The organism is Actinoplanes italicus, from assembly GCF_003001815.1.
In the GTDB taxonomy this organism is placed as follows: Bacteria; Actinomycetota; Actinomycetes; order Mycobacteriales; family Micromonosporaceae; genus Actinoplanes; species Actinoplanes italicus.
In genome coordinates this window covers 158,181-176,276 of the sequence record NZ_PVMZ01000013.1, presented here as the reverse complement: position 1 = coordinate 176,276, position 18,096 = coordinate 158,181, and the positions used below count along the sequence as shown (strand labels likewise).

At 71.1% G+C, this 18,096-nt stretch carries 19 protein-coding genes; 8 read left to right on the top strand and 11 right to left on the bottom strand.

The window, feature by feature from the left end; all coding sequences use genetic code 11:
- The first annotated feature begins 19 nt into the window (after positions 1-19).
- Together CLV67_RS29155 and CLV67_RS29150 are read left to right on the top strand one after the other, a co-directional pair.
- Positions 20-619 (top strand): RNA polymerase sigma factor, encoded by a 600-nt coding sequence (locus CLV67_RS29155; RefSeq protein WP_106324009.1) that lies wholly within the window; start codon positions 20-22, stop codon positions 617-619.
- Complete coding sequence (locus CLV67_RS29150; protein WP_106324007.1) at positions 612-1,817, top strand: CU044_5270 family protein; 1,206 nt, start codon at positions 612-614, stop codon at positions 1,815-1,817. The genes CLV67_RS29155 and CLV67_RS29150 overlap by 8 nt, the downstream gene beginning before the upstream one ends.
- A 51-nt stretch (positions 1,818-1,868) precedes the next feature.
- Here the strand turns inward: CLV67_RS29150 and CLV67_RS29145 are convergent, their stop codons facing one another.
- The gene (locus CLV67_RS29145; RefSeq protein WP_106324005.1) at positions 1,869-3,365 is read right to left on the bottom strand and encodes a M1 family metallopeptidase; all 1,497 of its coding nucleotides are present in this window, start codon (positions 3,363-3,365) and stop codon (positions 1,869-1,871) included.
- A 56-nt stretch (positions 3,366-3,421) separates the two neighbouring features.
- Positions 3,422-3,823 (bottom strand): ankyrin repeat domain-containing protein, encoded by a 402-nt coding sequence (locus tag CLV67_RS29140; RefSeq protein WP_203737341.1) that lies wholly within the window; start codon positions 3,821-3,823, stop codon positions 3,422-3,424.
- 177 nt (positions 3,824-4,000) lie between these two features.
- Here CLV67_RS29140 and rph point away from each other — a divergent pair, with 177 nt between their 5' ends.
- Entirely contained in the window at positions 4,001-6,409 is a 2,409-nt protein-coding gene (gene rph, locus CLV67_RS29135; protein WP_106324001.1) for a rifamycin-inactivating phosphotransferase, read from the top strand.
- 28 nt (positions 6,410-6,437) lie between these two features.
- Here the strand turns inward: rph and CLV67_RS29130 are convergent, their stop codons facing one another.
- Both CLV67_RS29130 and CLV67_RS29125 read right to left on the bottom strand, forming a co-directional pair.
- Positions 6,438-6,887, bottom strand: a complete 450-nt coding sequence (locus tag CLV67_RS29130) for a hypothetical protein (RefSeq protein WP_170154044.1) — start codon at positions 6,885-6,887, stop codon at positions 6,438-6,440.
- Between the two features lie 19 nt (positions 6,888-6,906).
- Complete coding sequence (locus CLV67_RS29125) at positions 6,907-7,500, bottom strand: DUF6461 domain-containing protein (protein ID WP_106323997.1); 594 nt, start codon at positions 7,498-7,500, stop codon at positions 6,907-6,909.
- 141 nt (positions 7,501-7,641) lie between these two features.
- On the opposite strand from CLV67_RS29125, the gene sigK reads away from it, so the two are divergent.
- The 4 genes from sigK to CLV67_RS53615 all read left to right on the top strand — a co-directional run bounded on the left by sigK (position 7,642) and on the right by CLV67_RS53615 (position 11,757).
- On the top strand, positions 7,642-8,256 hold the full coding sequence (gene sigK / locus CLV67_RS29120) for an ECF RNA polymerase sigma factor SigK (protein ID WP_106323995.1): 615 nt from the start codon (positions 7,642-7,644) through the stop codon (positions 8,254-8,256).
- A complete protein-coding gene (locus CLV67_RS29115; RefSeq protein WP_106323993.1) occupies positions 8,256-8,990 on the top strand; it encodes an anti-sigma factor in 735 nt (244 codons plus the stop codon). Before sigK ends, CLV67_RS29115 begins: the two co-directional genes overlap by 1 nt.
- A gap of 62 nt (positions 8,991-9,052) precedes the next feature.
- The gene (locus tag CLV67_RS29110; protein ID WP_106323991.1) at positions 9,053-10,441 is read left to right on the top strand and encodes a serine/threonine-protein kinase; all 1,389 of its coding nucleotides are present in this window, start codon (positions 9,053-9,055) and stop codon (positions 10,439-10,441) included.
- Positions 10,438-11,757: a class F sortase gene (locus CLV67_RS53615; RefSeq protein WP_239166562.1), complete on the top strand. Its 1,320-nt coding sequence runs from the start codon at positions 10,438-10,440 to the stop codon at positions 11,755-11,757. The genes CLV67_RS29110 and CLV67_RS53615 overlap by 4 nt, the downstream gene beginning before the upstream one ends.
- Here CLV67_RS53615 and CLV67_RS29100 read toward each other — a convergent pair.
- The 5 genes from CLV67_RS29100 to rpmB form a co-directional block, all read right to left on the bottom strand.
- Entirely contained in the window at positions 11,718-12,656 is a 939-nt protein-coding gene (locus tag CLV67_RS29100; protein ID WP_106323989.1) for an Imm1 family immunity protein, read from the bottom strand. The genes CLV67_RS53615 and CLV67_RS29100 overlap by 40 nt on opposite strands.
- A complete protein-coding gene (locus tag CLV67_RS54335) occupies positions 12,646-12,777 on the bottom strand; it encodes a hypothetical protein (RefSeq protein WP_275414925.1) in 132 nt (43 codons plus the stop codon). The genes CLV67_RS29100 and CLV67_RS54335 overlap by 11 nt, the downstream gene beginning before the upstream one ends.
- A 195-nt stretch (positions 12,778-12,972) precedes the next feature.
- Complete coding sequence (locus CLV67_RS29090; RefSeq protein ID WP_106323985.1) at positions 12,973-14,682, bottom strand: galactose-binding domain-containing protein; 1,710 nt, start codon at positions 14,680-14,682, stop codon at positions 12,973-12,975.
- Positions 14,683-14,946: 264 nt separating this feature from the next.
- Positions 14,947-15,114, bottom strand: coding sequence for a 50S ribosomal protein L33 (gene rpmG / locus CLV67_RS29085; RefSeq protein WP_106323983.1), 168 nt, complete (start codon positions 15,112-15,114; stop codon positions 14,947-14,949).
- Positions 15,114-15,341 carry a 50S ribosomal protein L28 gene (gene rpmB, locus CLV67_RS29080; RefSeq protein ID WP_106323981.1) on the bottom strand — a complete coding sequence of 76 codons (228 nt, stop codon included), beginning with the start codon at positions 15,339-15,341 and terminating at the stop codon, positions 15,114-15,116. Before rpmB ends, rpmG begins: the two co-directional genes overlap by 1 nt.
- Before the next feature lie 44 nt (positions 15,342-15,385).
- Between rpmB and CLV67_RS29075 the strand changes: the two genes are divergently transcribed.
- Positions 15,386-16,624 (top strand): CobW family GTP-binding protein, encoded by a 1,239-nt coding sequence (locus CLV67_RS29075; protein ID WP_106323979.1) that lies wholly within the window; start codon positions 15,386-15,388, stop codon positions 16,622-16,624.
- A gap of 111 nt (positions 16,625-16,735) precedes the next feature.
- Here the strand turns inward: CLV67_RS29075 and CLV67_RS29070 are convergent, their stop codons facing one another.
- Positions 16,736-17,557, bottom strand: coding sequence for a hypothetical protein (locus tag CLV67_RS29070; RefSeq protein ID WP_106323977.1), 822 nt, complete (start codon positions 17,555-17,557; stop codon positions 16,736-16,738).
- Positions 17,554-18,051 (bottom strand): SigE family RNA polymerase sigma factor, encoded by a 498-nt coding sequence (locus tag CLV67_RS29065; protein ID WP_106323975.1) that lies wholly within the window; start codon positions 18,049-18,051, stop codon positions 17,554-17,556. Before CLV67_RS29065 ends, CLV67_RS29070 begins: the two co-directional genes overlap by 4 nt.
- Positions 18,052-18,096 lie beyond the last annotated feature (45 nt).

The following is an 18,096-nucleotide window of genomic DNA, read 5'->3' as shown; positions in this document are numbered from 1 at the left end:
CGCGCTACGAGAGGTAACGATGGGTGGACTTGAGACCAGCGAGGACGACGTCGCGGTGCTGCTGCGATCACGGGGTGAGCCGGACTGCTTCGCCGAGCTGTTCGAGCGCTACTTCACGGGCCTGCACGGGTACGCCTCCCGGCGGCTGGACGGGCCGGGCGGCGACGACGTGGCGGCCGAGACGTTCCTGATCGCGTTCCGGCAGCGGGACCGGTTCGATCCGGGCCGGGGGTCCGTCCGGGCCTGGCTGTACGGGATCGCCACCAACCTGATCCGGGCGCGGCGGCGGGACGAGGCGCAGGGCTATCTGGCGTACGCACGGGCCGCGGCCCACCCGGCCGCCGATCCGATGCACGAGGAGCAGACCACCGACCGGGTGGCGGCGGCCGCCGCCCGGAACCGCATCGTCGCCGCGCTCGCCGGCCTGTCGGCGCGGGACCGGGACGCCCTGCTGCTGGTGGTGTGGGGCGAACTGTCGCATGAGGAGACCGCGGCCGCCCTCGGTGTGCCGGTGGGGACGGTCGGCTCTCGCGTGCACCGTGCCCGCCGCAAGATCCGCGCCGCATTGGACGACGTCGACCCGACCCGACCGACCGAGAGGACAGCCCGCCATGGATGAACTCGACCTGCTGGCCACCGCGCGGCCGGTGACGCCGCCGACCGCCGAGACCACGGCCGCCGCCCGGCAGCGGCTGTTCGACCTGATGGACGCCGCACCGGCCGCCGCACCGGCCGTCACCGTGCCGCGACGCCGGATCCGGGCGTTCCGCTGGGGCCTGGTCCCGGCGATGGCGGCCGCCCTCGCGCTGGTCGTGGTGCTGACCTCGTCGTGGGGACGGCCGGACGACCCGGTCCGCCCCGATGTCGACCTGGCCGACGCCGGGCCGCGCCCGCCGCAGAAACTGCGGAACCTGCTGCTGGCGGCCGCCGACCGGACGATGGGCGACAGCACCGCCGGCGGCCGGTACTGGGTCTCCGAGGTCGAGTCGGGAACACTGCTCGAGGTGGGCCGGGACGGCAACCGGTACGCGATCATGGGCCGCACCGAGGAGACGGTCTGGCACACGGTCCGCCGTGACGACCGGGCCGTGCACTATTTCCGCTGGGTGGGTGCCGCGCCCGCCTCGGACGCCGATCGGGCCGCATGGAAGCGGGCCGGTTCACCGGCGAGCTGGCCGAAGGACGAGGCGTGCCCCGACAGCGGCAGCTATCCGGCCGGGGCCGGTGCGACGCGCACGGTGATCAGCAAGCCGGGGGCCAGCACGTTCTCGATCGGCGGGGGCTACATCACCGCGGCGCAGGTGCGGGATCTGCCGACGGATCCGGTACGCCTGGAGGCGTGGCTGGTCGACTCGCTGCGTCGCGGGAACCCGGATCTGACGGCAGCCGAGCTGTCGAAGGGCATCTTCTCCTCGATGCTCAACCTGCTCTACCAGGCGCCCGGCACGCCGGAGGTCCGGGCGGCGGCCTACCGTCTACTGGCCGTGCTGCCCGGCCTGCGTGACCTCGGGCCGGTGACCGATCCGAAGGGCCGGCCCGGCAACGCGGTCACCCTGGTCACGAACGAGGACGAGCCGGGCGTACGGCAGGCCGACACCGGTGGCGCACGTGAGGTCCGACTGATCTTCGACCCGGAGTCGGGCGTTCCGCTGGCGTGGGAGACGCGGGTGCTGCGCCCGGCCGACTACCTGTCCTGGGTTCCGGCGGGCGCGGTCTTCGACTACGAGGCCGTGCTGCGGACCCGGTGGACCGACGACGTGCCGCCGGACACCGCCGGGGCGCTGCCGGAGGACGTGCAGGAGCCGGCCGGCTGCTGATCGGGGGGATGCCGTCCACCGCGACCCGTGCGGTGGACGGCATCGGCACTGTCAGGGGTGGGCGGCCTCGTGCGCGGCGACGATCTTCGGCCACGACTTCGGCCGGGTGGGAACGAAAGCGGGAGCCAGGGTGGACGGGCCGAGTTCCGGGCGGCCGGGGGTGTAGAGCCAGGTCTGCAGGAACGCGTCCAGGTCCTGGCCGGAGATCTGCTCGGCGAGGGCCTGGAACTCGGGGGTCGTACCGTCGCCGTGTTCGTTCTTCTCGGTCCAGGCGCGCAGGATCGCGAAGAACTTCTCGTCACCGACGAGCTCGCGCAGGTGGTGCACGGTCAGCGCGCCCCTGTCGTAGACGGCGCTGTCGAACAGGCGGTCCGCGCCGGGGTCGCCCGGCAGCACCTGCCAGAACGGGTCGTCGGCGGGGTGGACCTCGGAGTAGACGTACCGGGCGATCTCGGCGGCCGTCCCCTCGTTCTGGTCCTCGGACCAGAGCCACTGGGCGTACGTCGCGAAGCCCTCGTTGAGCCAGATGTCCTTCCACTGGCCGAGCGCGACGGAGTCGCCGAACCACTGGTGCGCGAGTTCGTGGACGACGAGTGAGTTGTTCGAGCCACGGATGAACGAGCGTCCGTCGTACACCGGCCGGGTCTGTGTCTCGAGGGCGAAGCCCTGGTCTCCGGCGCCGGTGACCACGCCACCGCGTGCGCCGAACGGGTACGGCCCGAACAGCCCGGCGGCCCAGTCGGTGATCTCGTCACTGCGTTCCACGCTGGCGCGGGCCGCCGCGGCGGTGACCGGGTCGAGGCGGGTGTTGTAGGCCGTGACGATCGGGCTGCCGTCGGCGGAGGTGTCCTGGTAGGTGTCGAACTGGCCGATCGCCAGGAACGCCAGGTAGGTGGCCTGCGGCTTCTCCTGCCGCCACGACCAGCGGTCCCAGCCCGCGAACGCGGGCGTGGCCCACCGGGTCGGTGTGCCGTTGGAGATCACCTCGACGCCGTCGGGCACGAGGACCGAGACGTCGAAGCTGGCCTTGTCGGTGGGGTGGTCGTTGCTCGGGTACCACCACCAGGCGATCTCCGGCTCGTTGACGGCGAGCGCGCCGTCGTCGGTGCGGTTCCACGAGGTGAAGCCCGCCGCCACGACCGCGGACGGGATGTCGTCGTACTCGACGACGACGGTGATCGGGGTGCCCTTGGTGATCGGGCGGGCCGGGGTGACGACCAGCTCGTGATCACTCTGCTTCGTGAACGTGGCGGGACGGTTGTTGACCCGTACCGACGTGGTCTTGAGGGCGAAGTCGAGGTTGAAGCGGGAGAGGTCCTGGGTCGCGGTGGCCAGGATGGTGGTGGCGCCGGTCAGGCGGTCGGTGTCCGGGTAGTAGCGCAGGCGTATGTCGTAGTGCCCGACGTCGTATCCGCCGTTGCCGTACTCGGGGTAGTAGACGTCGCCCGCCCCTGGGCTCCCGGGCGCCGGTGCGGCCTGGGAGCCGGTCTGGACGGTGAGGACGGCGGCGAGGACGGCCGCCGTCACGGTGACTGTTCTGCGGAGCAAGGGTGTCTCCCTTCACGGGGTTGCCGTAGAAGGGAAACCTACCAATGCATTTATAACTATCGATTAAGTTGACCGTCGGTCAGCAGCGCGGCCATCTCGGGGAGCTTGAAGAACTCGGCCGTGGCCACCGCCGACGGCGAGCCGCCGTGCGGGTCGGCGCCGGCGGCGAGCAGCGACTTCACCGTCTCCGGGTTCTGCCGGAAGACGCCGGCGGCCAGAGCGGTCTGCCCCCGGTCGTTGACCCGGTCAGGGTCGGCGCCCTGCTCGAGCAGAGCCGTCACGGTGTCGACATGGTTGTGGTAGGCCGCCAGGATCAGCAGCGTGTCGCCCTTGTCGTTGGTCAGGTTGGCCGGCAGGCCCGCAACGACGTTGACGATCAGCTCCTCGGTGCCGCCGGAGCGCGCCAGGTCGAACATGCGATGCGCGAATCGAATCGTCTCTTCATCCAGTTCTGCCACGCCCGAAGCCTAACCTTCGATTTCACGCGCGGGTTTCCTGCCAACTCAAACCTATCGCGGACCGGGGGGCTTGCCGCAAGGCCCGGTACGGGGCGCAGAATCGTCGTCCGAGGCCGGGAGCAGCCACGACAATGCAGGAAATGCGCTCAAGAACAGCCGTCGCGAAGGAATTGGCGAATGACTGATCAGTACGTTCTGGATCTCCGCGAGGTCAGCGGGACCAATATCACACTAGTCGGCGGCAAGGGCGCCAACCTGGGGGAGCTGTCGAGGATCGACGGTGTGACGGTGCCGGCCGGGTTCTGTGTGACCACCGAGGCGTTCCGGCGGGCCGAGGACCACCGGCGGGAGATCGAGGCGGCGATCGCCGGGCGGATCCGGGCGGACACGTCGTATGCCGTCCGCTCCAGCGCGACGGCCGAGGACACGCCGACCGCGTCCTTCGCCGGGCAGCACGACACCTACCTCGGCGTGGTGGGCGCCGAAGCGGTCCTGGAGGGGGTTCGCCGCTGCTGGGAGTCGCTGTTCACCGAACGGGCGGTCGCCTACCGGCGGCGCAACGGCTTCGACGACAGCCGGGTCCACATGGCCGTCGTCGTGCAGGAGATGGTCCCCGCGGAGGCGTCCGGTGTCCTGTTCACCGCCGACCCGATCACCGGCGACCGTCGCGTGTCCGCCGTCGACGCGGTCTTCGGTCTCGGCGAGGCGCTGGTGTCCGGCCTGGTGAACCCGGACGGCTTCAAGGTCCGCGACGGCGTGGTCGTCGGGCGGGCGATCGCCGCGGAACGACCCGCCCTCACCGACGAGCAGGTGGTACGCCTCGTCGCGCTCGGCCGGCGCATCGAGGAGCACTTCGGCCGCCCGCAGGACATCGAGTGGTGCCTGACCGGCGACGATTTCCAGATCGTGCAGAGCCGGCCGATCACCACGCTGTACCCGGTCCCGGCGGCGGCGGGCGACGGCGGGAACCACGTCTACGTCTCGGTCGGCCATCAGCAGATGATGACCGACGCCATGAGGCCGCTCGGCTGGTCGATGTGGCAGCTCACCGCCATGGCTCCGATGATCGAGGCCGGTGGGCGGCTGTGGGTCGACGCCACCCGGAATCTGACGAACCCGGCGATCAGGGACGGGTTCCTGGAGATGCTCGGCAAGGCCGAACCGCTGGTCCGGGACGCGCTGGAGACCCTGCTGGACCGGGACGGGTATCTGCCCGCCGGCCCGGCGGTCGGTCCCGGCAAACCACCGCCCGGGTGGCAGCCGCCCGTCCCGCTCGAGACGGACCCGGCCATCGTCACCGGTCTGATCGAAAGCAGTCAGGCGTCGATCGAACAACTGCGGCAGGACATCAGCGGGAAGACCGGGACCGATCTGTTCGGCTTCCTCCTCGAAGCGTTCGAGGAACACAAGCGCATGCTGCGGGACCCGGTCAGCATTCAGGCGATCATGGCGGGGATGGACGCCACCTGGTGGCTCAACGAGAAGCTGCTCGACTGGCTGGGCGAGAAGAACGCGGCCGACACGCTCACCCTCTCCGCACCCGGCAACATCACCTCGGAGATGGGGCTCGCGCTGCTCGATGTCGCCGACGTGATCCGGCCCCACCCGGAGGTCGTCGCGTTCCTGCGGGGCGTGGACGGTGACTTCCTGGACGAGCTCGGGAAACTGCCGGGCGGAGCCGAGGCGCGCGAGGCGATCACCGGATACCTCGACAGGTACGGCATGCGCTGCGTCGGGGAGATCGACATCACCCGGCCGCGGTGGAGCGAGCAGCCCGCCACGCTCGTACCGCTGATCCTCGACAACGTCCGGATGTTCGAGCCGGGCGCGGGCGTCCGGCGCTTCGAACAGGGCCGGCAGACCGCCCTCGCCAAACGGGACGAGCTGCTGCAACGACTGCGGGAGCAGCCGGACGGCGAGGAGCGCGCCGCCGAGACCGAGCGGATGATCGACCGGGTCCGGACGTTCATCGGTTACCGGGAGTACCCGAAGTACGCGATCATCTGCCGCTACTTCCTCTACAAGCAGGCGCTGACGGGCGAGGCCGGGCGACTCGTCCGGGCCGGAGTGCTCGAGACGGCGGAGGACGCCTACTACCTGACCTTTCAAGAGCTTCACGATGTCGTACGCACGGAGCGGCTCGACAGCGGCCTGATCCGGCAGCGCCGTGAACAGTTCCGGACATACCAGGCCCTCACGCCGCCGCGGGTGCTCACCTCCGACGGCGAGGCGCTCGACGGGGCCTACCGGCGTGACGACGCACCGGCCGGGGCGCTGGTCGGATTGCCGGTCTCCGCCGGAACGGTCGAGGGCCGTGCCCGCGTCATCCTCGACATGGCCGACGCCGACCTCGAACCCGGCGACATCCTGGTCACCGCCTTCACCGATCCGAGCTGGTCACCGCTGTTCGTGGCGATCGCGGGCCTGGTCACCGAGGTGGGTGGCCTGATGACGCACGGCGCCGTGATCGCCCGCGAGTACGGTCTGCCGGCCGTGGTCGGGGTGGTCGGCGCCACCCGGACGATCGCTGACGGGCAGCGGATCCGGGTGAACGCCACCGACGGTCACGTCGAGCTGCTGTCCTGACCGGCCGGGTGGTTCTGAGCCGGACGGCTCAGAACTCGTCGACACGGCCACGCTGCTCGAAGCAGGTGGTGTCGATCGCCAGCTTGACCAGCTCACGCGCGGTGACGTGATCGGTCGCCTCGGCGTCGAGCGTGCCCAGGGTGCGGGTCACGTCGACGATGGCGTCCGCGCTCTTCTTCGAGGCCAGGCCGTCGCAGGCGGTGTCGGCGATCGCCTGCAGGTCGGTGTCGGTGCGGCCCTCGGCGATCTCCGGCAGCTTGTCGCGGACGATGCGGGGGAACTCGCTCATCCGCGTCGAGGTCGCCGTCGCGGTCGCCGTGGGCTTGACGGTCACCTTCGTGGTCTTGGCGGGTGTCGCCTTCCTCGTCGTGGTCGTCTTGCCGGATGTGGAGGACGACGCGGACGATCCGGACGACGTGCAGCCGGCCAATCCGCACACAACGGCCACGAGGGCCACAACCGGCCACTTCTTCGACATCTATACGCCTTTCAGCTGGTCAACAGCCCATGAGGTTAGCGGGCATGCGCACCAACGCGAATTCATTTCCGGTCATGACGCTTTCGGTCAGCCGCATTCCCGTCAGGTGCTCCACCAGCGTGAACGCCCGAGCGGACGCGTCCTCGTCGTAAGAGAAGTCCAAACCGTCCGGATCGTCCTCGGTGAGGTTGAACCCGAGTGTCGTCAACACGTCAATCAGAGCGTCGGGGTCGCTGCCCTCCCGGTACCACGCGTTGCCGTAGTCGAAGTCCGACCTGATCTCACCGTCGACCGCCCAGATGAAGCGCGCGTCGTTGGCCTGCGAGTGGTACACGGTCGCGACGGCGGCGCCGCCCGCGGACAGCGCCCCGCCGGTCTTCTTCTTCAGGCCGAGCGTGCTGTACGCCTCGGCGATCAGAACACCGCCGTCGAGCTCGGTCACCGCCGTGATGTCGAACATCGCGTGTTCGTACATATCCGAGATGCCCTTGATTCTCCCGATGGTTTCGCCGCCGAGAATCCGCATCACCGCATCGACGTCGCGGCCCCTGACGAACGTCAGGCAGGAGTCCAGCGCCGCACCGTGATCCTCGAACCATCCGTAGTCGTCCACGAGAGCGGATCTTGCACGATCGCCGGTGCTGGCCACGAGCGGCCGGACGGGTGAAAAATGAGCCGTGGGAATCACCCATCCGCGACCGGCACGGCTCCGAAACCCAGCCGGACTTTCTCGACGCGCAGTGGATGGAGAGCGATGGCGGAGCATGGCATCGGTGACCGGCCGGAGTACCTGACTCCGGTGCCGGCCCAGGAGACGGTGCCGGATGCCGGTTTGCTGCTGGCCGCGGTGGCCCGCGGCGAGGAGAAGGCGTTCGGCCGGCTGTACGACCTGGTCGCCCCACGCGTGTACGGCCTGGTCCGCCGCGTGCTGAGGAATCCCGCGCAGGCCGAGGAGGTCGCGCAGGAGGTCCTCGTCGAGGTGTGGCGCACGGCGACCCGGTGGGATCCGCAGCGCGGCTCGGCGACCGCCTGGATCTTCATGATCGCGCACCGCCGGGCCGTCGACCGGGTGCGCGCCGAGCAGGCCGCCGGCGACCGCACGGTCCGGGCCGGGGTCGCCTCGGTGGACACGCCCTACGACGAGGTCGCCGACGAGGTGGCGGTGCGCCTGGAACGCCAGCAGGTGCGGCACTGCCTCGACGTGCTGACCGAGGTGCAGCGCCAGGCCGTGACACTCGCCTTCTATCAGGGCCACTCCTATCCACAGGTGTCCGAGCTGCTCAGAGTTCCGTTACCCACGATCAAGAGCCGGATGAGGGACGGCTTGATCCGCCTGCGCGACTGCCTCACGCCGGAGGTGGCGGCCTGATGACCGATGACGTGCACTCCCTGATCGGCGCCTATGTGCTCGACGCGCTCGACGACATCGACCGGGCCGCGTTCGACAGGCATCTGCGTGACTGCGACGTCTGCCGGCTGGAGGCCGACGAACTGTTCGAGGTGACCGCCCGGCTCGCCGACGGCGCCTGGTCCGTGCCGCCGCCGAGACTTCGCGACAACGTGATGGCCGAGATCACCAACACCCGCCAGCTTCCGCCGGCGATCCCGCCACGCCCGCAGCAGAGGAGCCGGCGCGGTCTGCGCCTGGTCGCCGCGGCCGCCGCGGTGGTCACCGCGGCCGGAGCGGCCGGGGTGGTCTATCAGATTCAGGATCAGCGGGTACGCGAGACGCAGTCCCGCCTCGAGGCCGCGCGAGCGAGCGAGGCCCGCGTGCGGTCGATCCTCGGCGCACCGGACGTGCAGACGCGCTCGGAGCAGCTCAAGAGCGGCGGTCAGGTCACGGTCGCCAGTTCCCGCCTGCAGAACGCCGGTGTGATCCTGCTGGCGGCCGACAGCGCACCCGGCCCCGGACGGGTCTACCAGATGTGGACCATCCAGGCCGGCGCACCGGCCTCGGCGGGCGCGCTCGGCGTGGGCCAGGCCGCGGCCGTGCAGGTCGTCGAGGGTCTACCGGGCATGTCGAACGTGGGCGTCACCATCGAGAACGCGCCCAGTTCCGCCACACCGACCGCACCGCTGGACGCGCTCGTGAATCTCGCCTGATCCTCCACCCATCCGCGGGCCCGGCCGCTCCGAACCCCCTGTGACGTGAAGGGGGTCCGGGGATGGCCGGGGAGCTGGGTGGCCGCTATCGGTTGCTCGAGGTGATCGGGGCCGGCGGCATGGGCCGGGTCTGGCGGGCCGACGACACGCTGCTGCAACGCACAGTCGCGATCAAGGAACTCATCACACCGACCAGCCCGGTACGCGAGGCGCGTGCCGCCGCCCGCCTCGACCATCCGGGTGTGGTGAAGGTCTACGACGTTCTCACCACCGAGGAGCGCGCGTGGATCGTGATGGAGTACGTGCCGTCCCGGTCCCTGCACCGGGTCGTGACCGAGGACGGCCCGCTGGCACCGGCCGACGTGGCCCGGCTCGGGCTGCGGATGCTGGCGGCGCTGCGGTCGGCACACGGGGCCGGGGTCCTGCACCGCGACGTCAAACCGGACAACGTGCTGCTCACCACGGACGGACGGGCGGTGCTGACCGATTTCGGACTGGCCACCATCCGGGGTACGGACGGCCCCGATCCGCGGCTCGGATCGCCCAGCTACATCGCCCCGGAGCGGCTGCTCGCGCGCGAGGCCGGGGTGCCCGGGGATCTGTGGTCGCTCGGCGCGACGCTGTACTTCGCGGTGGAGGGGCGGCCGCCGTACACGCGCGGCGACGGCGGGGCCGCGCTGCGGGCGCTGATCAGTGAGCCGCCGGACCCGCTGGTGCTGGCCGGGCCGCTGTCATCGTTGCTGCTCGGGCTGCTCGGCAAGGATCCGGCGCGGCGGCCGGCCCTCGACGATACCGAGGCCCGCCTGCGGGAGATCCTCAAGCCGCCGTCCCGGTCTCCTCTCCGGGCGCGGCTGGCCCTGGCCGGTGGCGCGGTCCTGCTGGCGGTCACCTCCGGCGCGGCGCTGGCCGCGGTGAACGCGTCGTCGCGTCCGGCCGTACTGGTGCAGCCGTCGAGCCGGCCGCCCGCGGCGCTGATGTCCTTCTCCGTGGACGCCTGCGGGCTCGGGGCCGTGTCGGAGCCGGTCACGGCCGCCACCGACGACGTGCCGGCCGGTCTGCCGGACGGCTGGGTGTGGTTCCGGGACGCGACCGGGTTCGCGCTGGCCCTGCCCTCCGGCTGGCGGCGGTCGATCAGCGGCAACGTGGCGCCGATCGTCACCGCCCGGCCGCTCGACTACTGGCAGGGCAGGGAGAGGGCCTCGCTGTCACGCGGCGACCTGCCCGGTTACCAGCGGATCAGCATGGGCCTGCTGCTGCTCGACCGTGGCGGCGCCGACTGGGAGTACACGTGGCGACCCGGATCGGACTCGGTGCGCCACGAGCGCCGGGTGCTGGTCGCGGTCGACGACAAGCGGTCCTACCTGCTGCGGTGGACGGTCGCCGACACCGGCTGGGCCGCGAGCACCGGCCTTCAGAGACAACTCGTCGAACTGTTCGGATCCCGGAGATGACCATGAGAATGCGCTGGGTACTGGCCGTGGCCGCAATGGCGCTGGCGGTCGCGCCGTCGCCCGCGTACGCCGACGAGAGCGTCCACGTGCGGCTGCTCGAACTCAACTCCTCGGGAGCGTCCGGGACCGCGGTGCTGACCGCTCTGCCCGGCGGTGACCTGCGGATCCGGGTCACCGCCTCCGGGCTCGTCCCGGGCGTGGTGCACGTTCAGCACCTGCACGGGTCGGTGGACGGGATGAACTTCCACTGCCCGCCGCCGTCGGCCGACCGGGACGCCGACGGCTGGATCAGCACCGAGGAGGGGCTGCCCTCGTACGGGGCGATCTTCGTGGCGCTGACCACCTGGGGCGACGTCTCGCGGGCGAGCGGGCTCGCGATGGACCGGATGCCGGTGGCCGACGCGTCGGGGACGGTTCGCTTCGACCGTACGATCGCGGCCGCCGACCTGCCGCCCGGAACCGTCGAACACCTGAAGGACCTGCACGTCGTCCAGCACGGTGTCGACGCGAACGGCAACGGGAAGTACGACCTGGGCACACTCGGTGAGTCGACGCTCGCGAAGTCGGCGGGGTTGAGCGGCATCCCGCAGGAGGCGACCCATCCGGCGACCTGCGGCATGATCGCGGGCGCGGCGGCCGGTTCGGTGCCGGTCGGCGGGGTGGCGACCGGTGACGGCAGCAGCCTGGCCTCGGTCTCGCCGTGGCCGACGTTCGGTGCGCTCGCGCTGGTGGGCGTCCCGGTCGCCTGTCTTGTCGCGGTCGCCGTCGCCCTTCGCCCGGCCGCGGAGCCGCCCTCTCCCCCGGCCCCTGCGAGCGCCGGAGCCCCGGCGGCTCCTCCGGCCACCCCGGCGCTCACCCGTGGTGGCCTCCTGCCCGCCTCGCCGCCGACGCGGTTGACGATCTCCGCCTTGAACATCGACGTGCCGTTGACCGGCCTCGGCCTCCGTCCGGGCGGCGCCATGGAGGTACCGGACGACGCCAGAACCGTCGGCTGGTTCACCGGGGCACCGACGCCCGGGTCGCTGGGTCCGGCGATCCTGGCCGGTCATGTCGATTTCAAGGGCACCGCCGGGACGTTCGCCCGGCTGTCCGCACTGCGCCCCGGCGACGAGGTACGGGTGTCCCGCCGCGACGGCACGGCAGCGGTCTTCGCCGTCACCGAGGTGGGCCGCTACCCGAAGGACCGCTTCCCGACCGAGAAGGTGTACGGCCCGATCGACCACGCCGGACTACGGCTCATCACGTGCGGCGGAGACTTCGACCGTCGCACCGGCCACTACGAGGACAACGTCGTCGTGTTCGGCGCGGCGGCCTGAACCCGCACCCGCCGGAACACCTTACGCGGATCCGCACCGGACAGCAGCGCCCGCAGCTCCATCAGCCGCGCGGCCTCCTCCGCGTCGCGCATCTCGCGAGCCAGGTCCCAGGCGCGCTCCTCGGGTTCGAGGCCGGACTTCAGGACGGCCTGGTGCGCCACCGACCAGAAGGCACAGGTTCCGAAGTCGACCGAACGAAACAGGGCGTCGGGATCGTCCTCGCGGGCCAGGTCCAACGCCACCTGCACCGCTGCCATCAGGGTGTACTCGGTGCAGTCGAGCCGCTGGAGCGTACGCACCGGGCCGTCGAGCGGCCGATCCGCTCCGCCGCCGCGTACCTCGCAGATCCCGGTGATGGCTGCGGCCGGGGACCCGTCGGACGTGGGGAGCAGCGGCACCATCCGCAGGACCCGCAACGCTCCGAGGACCCGCAGCCGGACCGGGTCGGTCACCATGGCCAGGCGCAACGCCTCGTTGGTGTCGCCGTGGAACCGGTCGGTCGCCTCGTCGTCGCGCCGGCCGTCCAGGTTCCCGGGAACCCAGCCCACGCACCGGGGACGGGCACCGGTGCGGCAGAACTCGGCCACCGCGGCGCGGACCTCCGTGACCGGCAGCAGGCTGCGGGGGTCGAACGTGGAGGGGGCATCGTTCGCGATGACCATCGGATCGAAGTCCGGTGGATCCGAGGCGTCGGAGATCCAGCACGGCGGGCTGTCCGCGGTTGCGTGCGACTCGTACCAGATCAGGCCGCCGTAACCGGTGAAGGTGTTGACGTGCACCTCGAGTCGGCTGTCGCCGGTGAGCAGGACCCGGTCTCCCGCGCCGAAGCCGGGGAACCAGTGGGTCTGCCGTCGCAGCATCCGGTCGAAGAGGTCGAGGCCGCCGGGCTCAGGCGTCATCGGCGAACCGGTCCCGTGCGGACGTGTACATCCGGGAGATCATCCGGTTCGCCGGGCCGTGGTGCGTCAGGAACAGCAGCGCCCGATGCCCGGGCCGGCCGCCGGTGTTGGTCCAGGTCACGTGCGGCAGGCTACCGCCGCCGGCCGGCCGTCGGCCGTGCCCCCCCCCCCCCCCCCCCCCCCCCCCCCCCCCCCCCCCAGCCACCTCATCTGCGGCGGATTCGGTGCCCGGGGTACGGCCGACGGCCGGAGGTGAGGCGCCCGGCCGCCGAGCCGGGCGCCTCTGCCTCAGATCACCGGAGGACGGAGCCGGGTCTCACTGGTAGACGCGGACGTAGTCGACCAGCATCTGGCTGGGGAACGGGGTGGTGGCGTCGATCGGGCCGGGGAAGTCGCCGCCGACGGCCAGGTTGAGGATCAGATAGAACTTGTGGTCGAAGATCCACGGGCCGCGGGTGTTCTCCACGGTCTCCTTGGCGGCGTCGAAGACCTGCCTGCCGTCGAGGAAGAAGCGGATGCCCTTGCTGTCCCATTCGGCGGCCCACACGTGGTAGTCCTGGGACAGGTCGACCGTGGCGTACTTCTGGCCGTATCCGCCGGCTCCGTTGTAGGCCGGGGCGTGCAGCGTCGAGTAGGCCTCGCTGGTGTTGCGGCCGAGGACCTCCATGATGTCGATCTCACCGTTGTACGGCCACGGGCGGCCCTGCAGGAAGTCGTCGCCCATCAGCCAGAACGCGGGCCACAGGCCGTTACCCTTCGGGACCTTGACGCGGGCCTCGATGCGGCCGTACTGCACGCTGAACTTGTTGCCGGTGTTCATCCGGTGCGAGGTGTACTGGCGGCCCTGGTAGTCCTGCCGCCGCGCCTCGATGACGAGCGAGCCCGAGCCGTTCATGGACGCGTTCTCGCTGTTGGGGGTGTAGTACTGGATCTCGCCGTTCTGCGGGACGCCCGGGTCGTACGTCCACTTGGTGGTGTCGGGTTTGCTGCCCGCCGGTCCGTTGAACTCGTCGGAGAAGACCAGCCGGGTGGCGGGGAAGGCCGGGTCGGCGGGCTTCGCGGGCGGGGTGGTCGGGTTGCCACCGGTGCCGTAGACGCTGAACTCCCAGAGTGAGTAGCCGTAGGCGCTGCTGCGGGCGGTGCCGTACATCCGCACGTACCGTCCGGTGCCGGTGGCGTTGATGACGTCCTTGAGACCGTCACCGGTGGTGGTGCTGTAGATGCTCGTCCAGTTCACGTTGTCCGGGGAGAGCTGGATCTGGTACGAGCGGGCGTACGCCGGGTCCCACTGCAGGACGACCTGACTGATCTGGGCGGTGGCGCCCAGGTCGACGGAGATCCAGCCGGGGTCGACCCAGCCGTTGGTGGAGCTGGTGGCCCAGCGGCTGGCCGGGTCGTTGTCGAACGCCTTGTCCGGGCTGCACGGGTTGCAGTTGACGTCGTTCTGCCAGGTGGAGGCGGCGCCCGGCTTGCCGTAGGAGAGCAGGCGCGTGGTGCCGGTCGGCGGTGCGTCGCCGGCGTAGACCTGGAACTCCCAGAACGAGTAGCCGTACGCCTCGAGGGCTCGCTGGGTGAGGTTGATCCGCACGTAGCGTGCCGTGCCGGAGACCGCGATGCTCTGCTGGCCGCCGGTGCCGGTCGTGGTGGCGTACGCCTGGGTGAAGGTCGTGCCGTTGGTGGAGAACTGGATGTTGAAGCCGCGCGCGTAGGCGGCCTCCCAGTTGATCGCGATCCGGCTGACCGCGGTCGCCGCGCCGAGGTCGACCTGGAACCACTGGGAGCCTGAGAACTGGCTGGCCCAGCGGGTGCCGGTGTTGCCGTCGACGGCCTCGGGCGCGAGGAAGGCGCCGGCCGCCTCGGTGGACGAGGCGGTGGCGGCCTTGCCCTGGGAGACGAGAACCTCGGCGGCCGCGGCCGGTCCGGTGGTCACCGCGAGGAAGCCGGCCATCAGGCCGGCGAGGCTCGCGGCAAGAGCGATTCTTCTGGTACGGCCGGAGAGTGGCCGTTTTCGAGCAGGAGTGATCATGGGACGGGACTCCTCGAGGTGTGTCGAACCTGTTTCCAGTCGGGGAACGAACTGTGAAACCGCTCTCTTGCCCGCCACTGTGGTCCCGCGCATGAAGAGTGTCAATGGTTCGCGGAACCGGTTCCGGCACCGGTTCCGCGAAATCGCAGCTCACGGGTGGGTCAGCGAAGAAGTTCCGGAACTCGAGCCGGCCCTCGGCAGTTCACCGTGACGGCTCGGGAGCCGTCCGGATAACGTCTTTTGGTGAAGCGCTTTCACGGATTGTCAGCGGTCCTCCCGGAAGTCGACGTGGCGGCGCACGACCGGGTCGTACTTGCGCAGGACCAGGCGGTCGGGAGTGGTCCGGCGGTTCTTGCGGGTGACGTAGGTGAAGCCGGTGCCGGCGGTGCTGCGCAGTTTGACGACGGGCCGGATGTCGGTGCTCCCGGCCATCAGATCGCACCTCTCCGAACGCGGGCCAGCACCGCGTTCACGCCGTCCCGGTCGATGATCCTCAACCCGGTGGTGCTGACGTTCAGGCGGACGGTGCGGCCGTCGGCGAGGCGGAACCGGCGGCGCTGGACGTTGGGGTTCCAGCGGCGACGGGTGCGGCGATGGGAGTGCGACACGGCGTTGCCGAAGCCGGGCTTCGCGCCGGTCACGTCACAGATGTTGGACATGGTGGCGACTTTACAATGAAAACCATTTCCAACAAGATGGGGGCGTGAGCGCCAATCCGATCACCTCCGCCCTGCCCGCCCCGGCGGACAGCCGGCCCGCCGTCACCGTGCTGTCCGGCTTCTCCCCCGGCGCCGTCCACGCCGCCGCCCGCGCCCTGCTGATCGCCGACGACCGGCTGCTCGTCGTCAGCCACGACCTGACCGGCATCCGCGACGGCCTCGTCCGGCGCACCGTGCGGACCGCGGACCGGCTGCTGGAGCAGACCACCGTCGAGCTGGTGCACGGCTGCGTGTCCTGCACCCTGCGCGAGGACGTGCTGCCCACCCTGGCCCGGCTCGCGCACACCCGGCCCGGCGACGACATCGTGCTGGTCCTGCCGCCCAGCGTGGAACCCGAAGCGGTCGCCTCGGCGTGCGCGCACTGCCGGGTCGACGGGGTGCCGGTCACCGAGACGGTACGGTTCGACTCGTACGTCACCGTGGTCGACGCCGACCGCTTCCTCGACGATCTGACCAGCAGCGACGACCTGCGCCACCGTGACCTGCACGCCGCCGACGACGACCACCGGGCGGTCGCCGAGGTCGTCGTGCACCAGGTCGAGTTCAGCGACACCGTCGTGCTGTGGAGCCGCCCCGGCACCGACACCCTGGAGCTCAGCCGGATCGGCACGCTCGTGCACCGCCTCGCGCCGTGGGCTGTCCAGGTCCCGGTGGGCACCAGCCGCAGCCTCGACTGCACCGGTCTCACCACGCTGGTACGCCGTACCGGCCGGCACAACCCGGAGCGGCCCGGCCTGCTCGGCCTCGCCCTGGAAGGCCGCCCCATCGCCGTGCACGACACCGGCTCCTCCGAGGTGGTGTCCCTGCTGTTCGAGTCACGCAGGCCGTTCCACCCGCAACGGCTGCACGACGCCCTCGATGAACTGACCGGCGAGGCGCTGCGCGGCCGCGGCCAGCTGTGGATCGCCAGCCAGCCGGACACCGTCGTCGCCTTCGAGTCCGCCGGCGGCGGCGTGAGGATGGGCGGCCTCGGCTACTGGCTGGCCGCGCTACCGCCCGAACGCTGGACCGAGACGAGCATCGGCCGCCGCATCGCCGCCGACCTGACCTGGGACCCCTACTACGGCGACCGCCGGACCGTGATTGCCCTGATCGGCCTGCACCTGAACCACGCCACGACCACCGCCCTGCTCGAGTCCTGCCTGTTGACCGACGCCGAACTGGCCGGCGGCACGGAAACCTGGCACGCCCTCCCCGACCCGTTCGCCGGCTGCTTCCCCTGACATGACGCCCTCCTGCCCTTGCGCGCGGCCCACCCGCCGGCCCCGGCCCGCAGCGCCTGCTCGACACCGCCGGCCGGATGACAGGGCTCCGGGCCGCGCGCCCGGCGGGGCTCAGCCGGTGACCTGCTCGGCGATCGTGGTGGCGATGGCGGCGAGCTGCGCCCGGGTGAAGACCGGCGCCGGGGCGACCGCCGGGCTGCCGTCGCCGCCGAAGTAGTTGACCGCACTCAGGTTCAGCGCGTACCGGCCGCCGGGGAGTTCGACGTCGACGTCGTAGAACAGCCACTTCCCGCCGGGCCGGTCGACGTAACGGACGATCGTGAGGCCCGACGGCGTGGTGTCCGTCTGGCAGTCGGACACCCCGCGCTCGCACTCGTACAGCGGCTGGCACGGCTCGCCCGCCGCACAGTCGATCGGCCGCAGCCTGAGGTAGAAGCCTCCCTTGCGGCCGTCACGGGTGATGCCGGAGCGGCCCCGGAGCGTGTCGTCGGCGACGGTGTACAGCAGGATCGGGCGTCCGTCCGGCGTGCGCGATTCACCGGGCACGTCCGGCATGTAGATCCACTTCGTGCCGGGGGCGTGTTTCACGGCCGCCTCCTCCAGTGCCGTGCGCAGCCAGTCGAGGGCGCGTTCCTGGCCGGCCCTGGTGGAGGTGTCCAGGACGAACCCGGCCGGCGGCGGGCTCACGCTGGGGCTCGGCGGCGCCGGGACGGACGCGGCGACCGGCGGCGGGATCACCTCCGATGGCCGGCCGGAGCCGTTGATCAGGGCGGCGCCCACCGCGATCGCGGCGACGACGGCCGTGGCCGTGGAGCCGCCGGCCAGAGCCCGGCGGACCCGGCGGCGTCGCCGGGTGCGGCGGATGACGCCGGGCACGTCGACGGTGGACGGGGGCGCGATGCCGATGAGCTGGTCGAGTGTCTCCTGATTCACTGTGGGCTCCCCGTTTCCTGCGTCAGCGCGCGCAACGCCTCGAGCGCCCGCGCCGATTGGCTCTTGACCGTTCCGACGGAGATGCCGAGCAGCTCCGCGGTCTCCTCGACCGACCTGTCGAAGTAGAAGCGCAGCACGATCACGGCCCGCTGCTTGCGGCCCAGCTGCGACAGCAGGCCGATCAGGTCGGCCCGGTCACCGACCCGGTCGGCCTGTGTCCAGCCGCGGTCGGGCAACGCGTCGGCCGGATGCTCACGCCGCCACGGACGGCGGCGCTCGTCGATCCAGGCCCTGGTCAGGACGCGTTGGGCGTACGCATCCGGATTGTCCGCGGCGGAGACCCGCCGCCAGTGCTCGTAAAGCTTGGCCACGACGATCCCGACCAGGTCGTCGGCGGTGTGCCAGTCATGGCACAGCAGGTAGGCCGCCCGCCGCCAGCGTTCCATCCGAACACGGATGAACGTCAGGAACTCGTCCTCCTCGGACCTCTGCAAGGTCGTCCTCCCCGATGCGCTTCTCCCGGCACGACGGATGAACCC

Coding starts and splice junctions, on each gene's coding strand:
- CLV67_RS29155 (WP_106324009.1), top strand. CDS start 20: ATGGGTGGACTTGAGACCAGCGAGGACGACGTCGCGGTGCTGCTGCGA.
- CLV67_RS29150 (WP_106324007.1), top strand. CDS start 612: ATGGATGAACTCGACCTGCTGGCCACCGCGCGGCCGGTGACGCCGCCG.
- rph (WP_106324001.1), top strand. CDS start 4,001: ATGACTGATCAGTACGTTCTGGATCTCCGCGAGGTCAGCGGGACCAAT.
- CLV67_RS29130 (WP_170154044.1), bottom strand. CDS start 6,887: ATGTCGAAGAAGTGGCCGGTTGTGGCCCTCGTGGCCGTTGTGTGCGGA.
- sigK (WP_106323995.1), top strand. CDS start 7,642: ATGGCGGAGCATGGCATCGGTGACCGGCCGGAGTACCTGACTCCGGTG.
- CLV67_RS29115 (WP_106323993.1), top strand. CDS start 8,256: ATGACCGATGACGTGCACTCCCTGATCGGCGCCTATGTGCTCGACGCG.
- CLV67_RS29110 (WP_106323991.1), top strand. CDS start 9,053: ATGGCCGGGGAGCTGGGTGGCCGCTATCGGTTGCTCGAGGTGATCGGG.
- CLV67_RS53615 (WP_239166562.1), top strand. CDS start 10,438: ATGACCATGAGAATGCGCTGGGTACTGGCCGTGGCCGCAATGGCGCTG.
- CLV67_RS29100 (WP_106323989.1), bottom strand. CDS start 12,656: ATGACGCCTGAGCCCGGCGGCCTCGACCTCTTCGACCGGATGCTGCGA.
- CLV67_RS29090 (WP_106323985.1), bottom strand. CDS start 14,682: ATGATCACTCCTGCTCGAAAACGGCCACTCTCCGGCCGTACCAGAAGA.
- rpmG (WP_106323983.1), bottom strand. CDS start 15,114: ATGGCCGGGAGCACCGACATCCGGCCCGTCGTCAAACTGCGCAGCACC.
- rpmB (WP_106323981.1), bottom strand. CDS start 15,341: ATGTCCAACATCTGTGACGTGACCGGCGCGAAGCCCGGCTTCGGCAAC.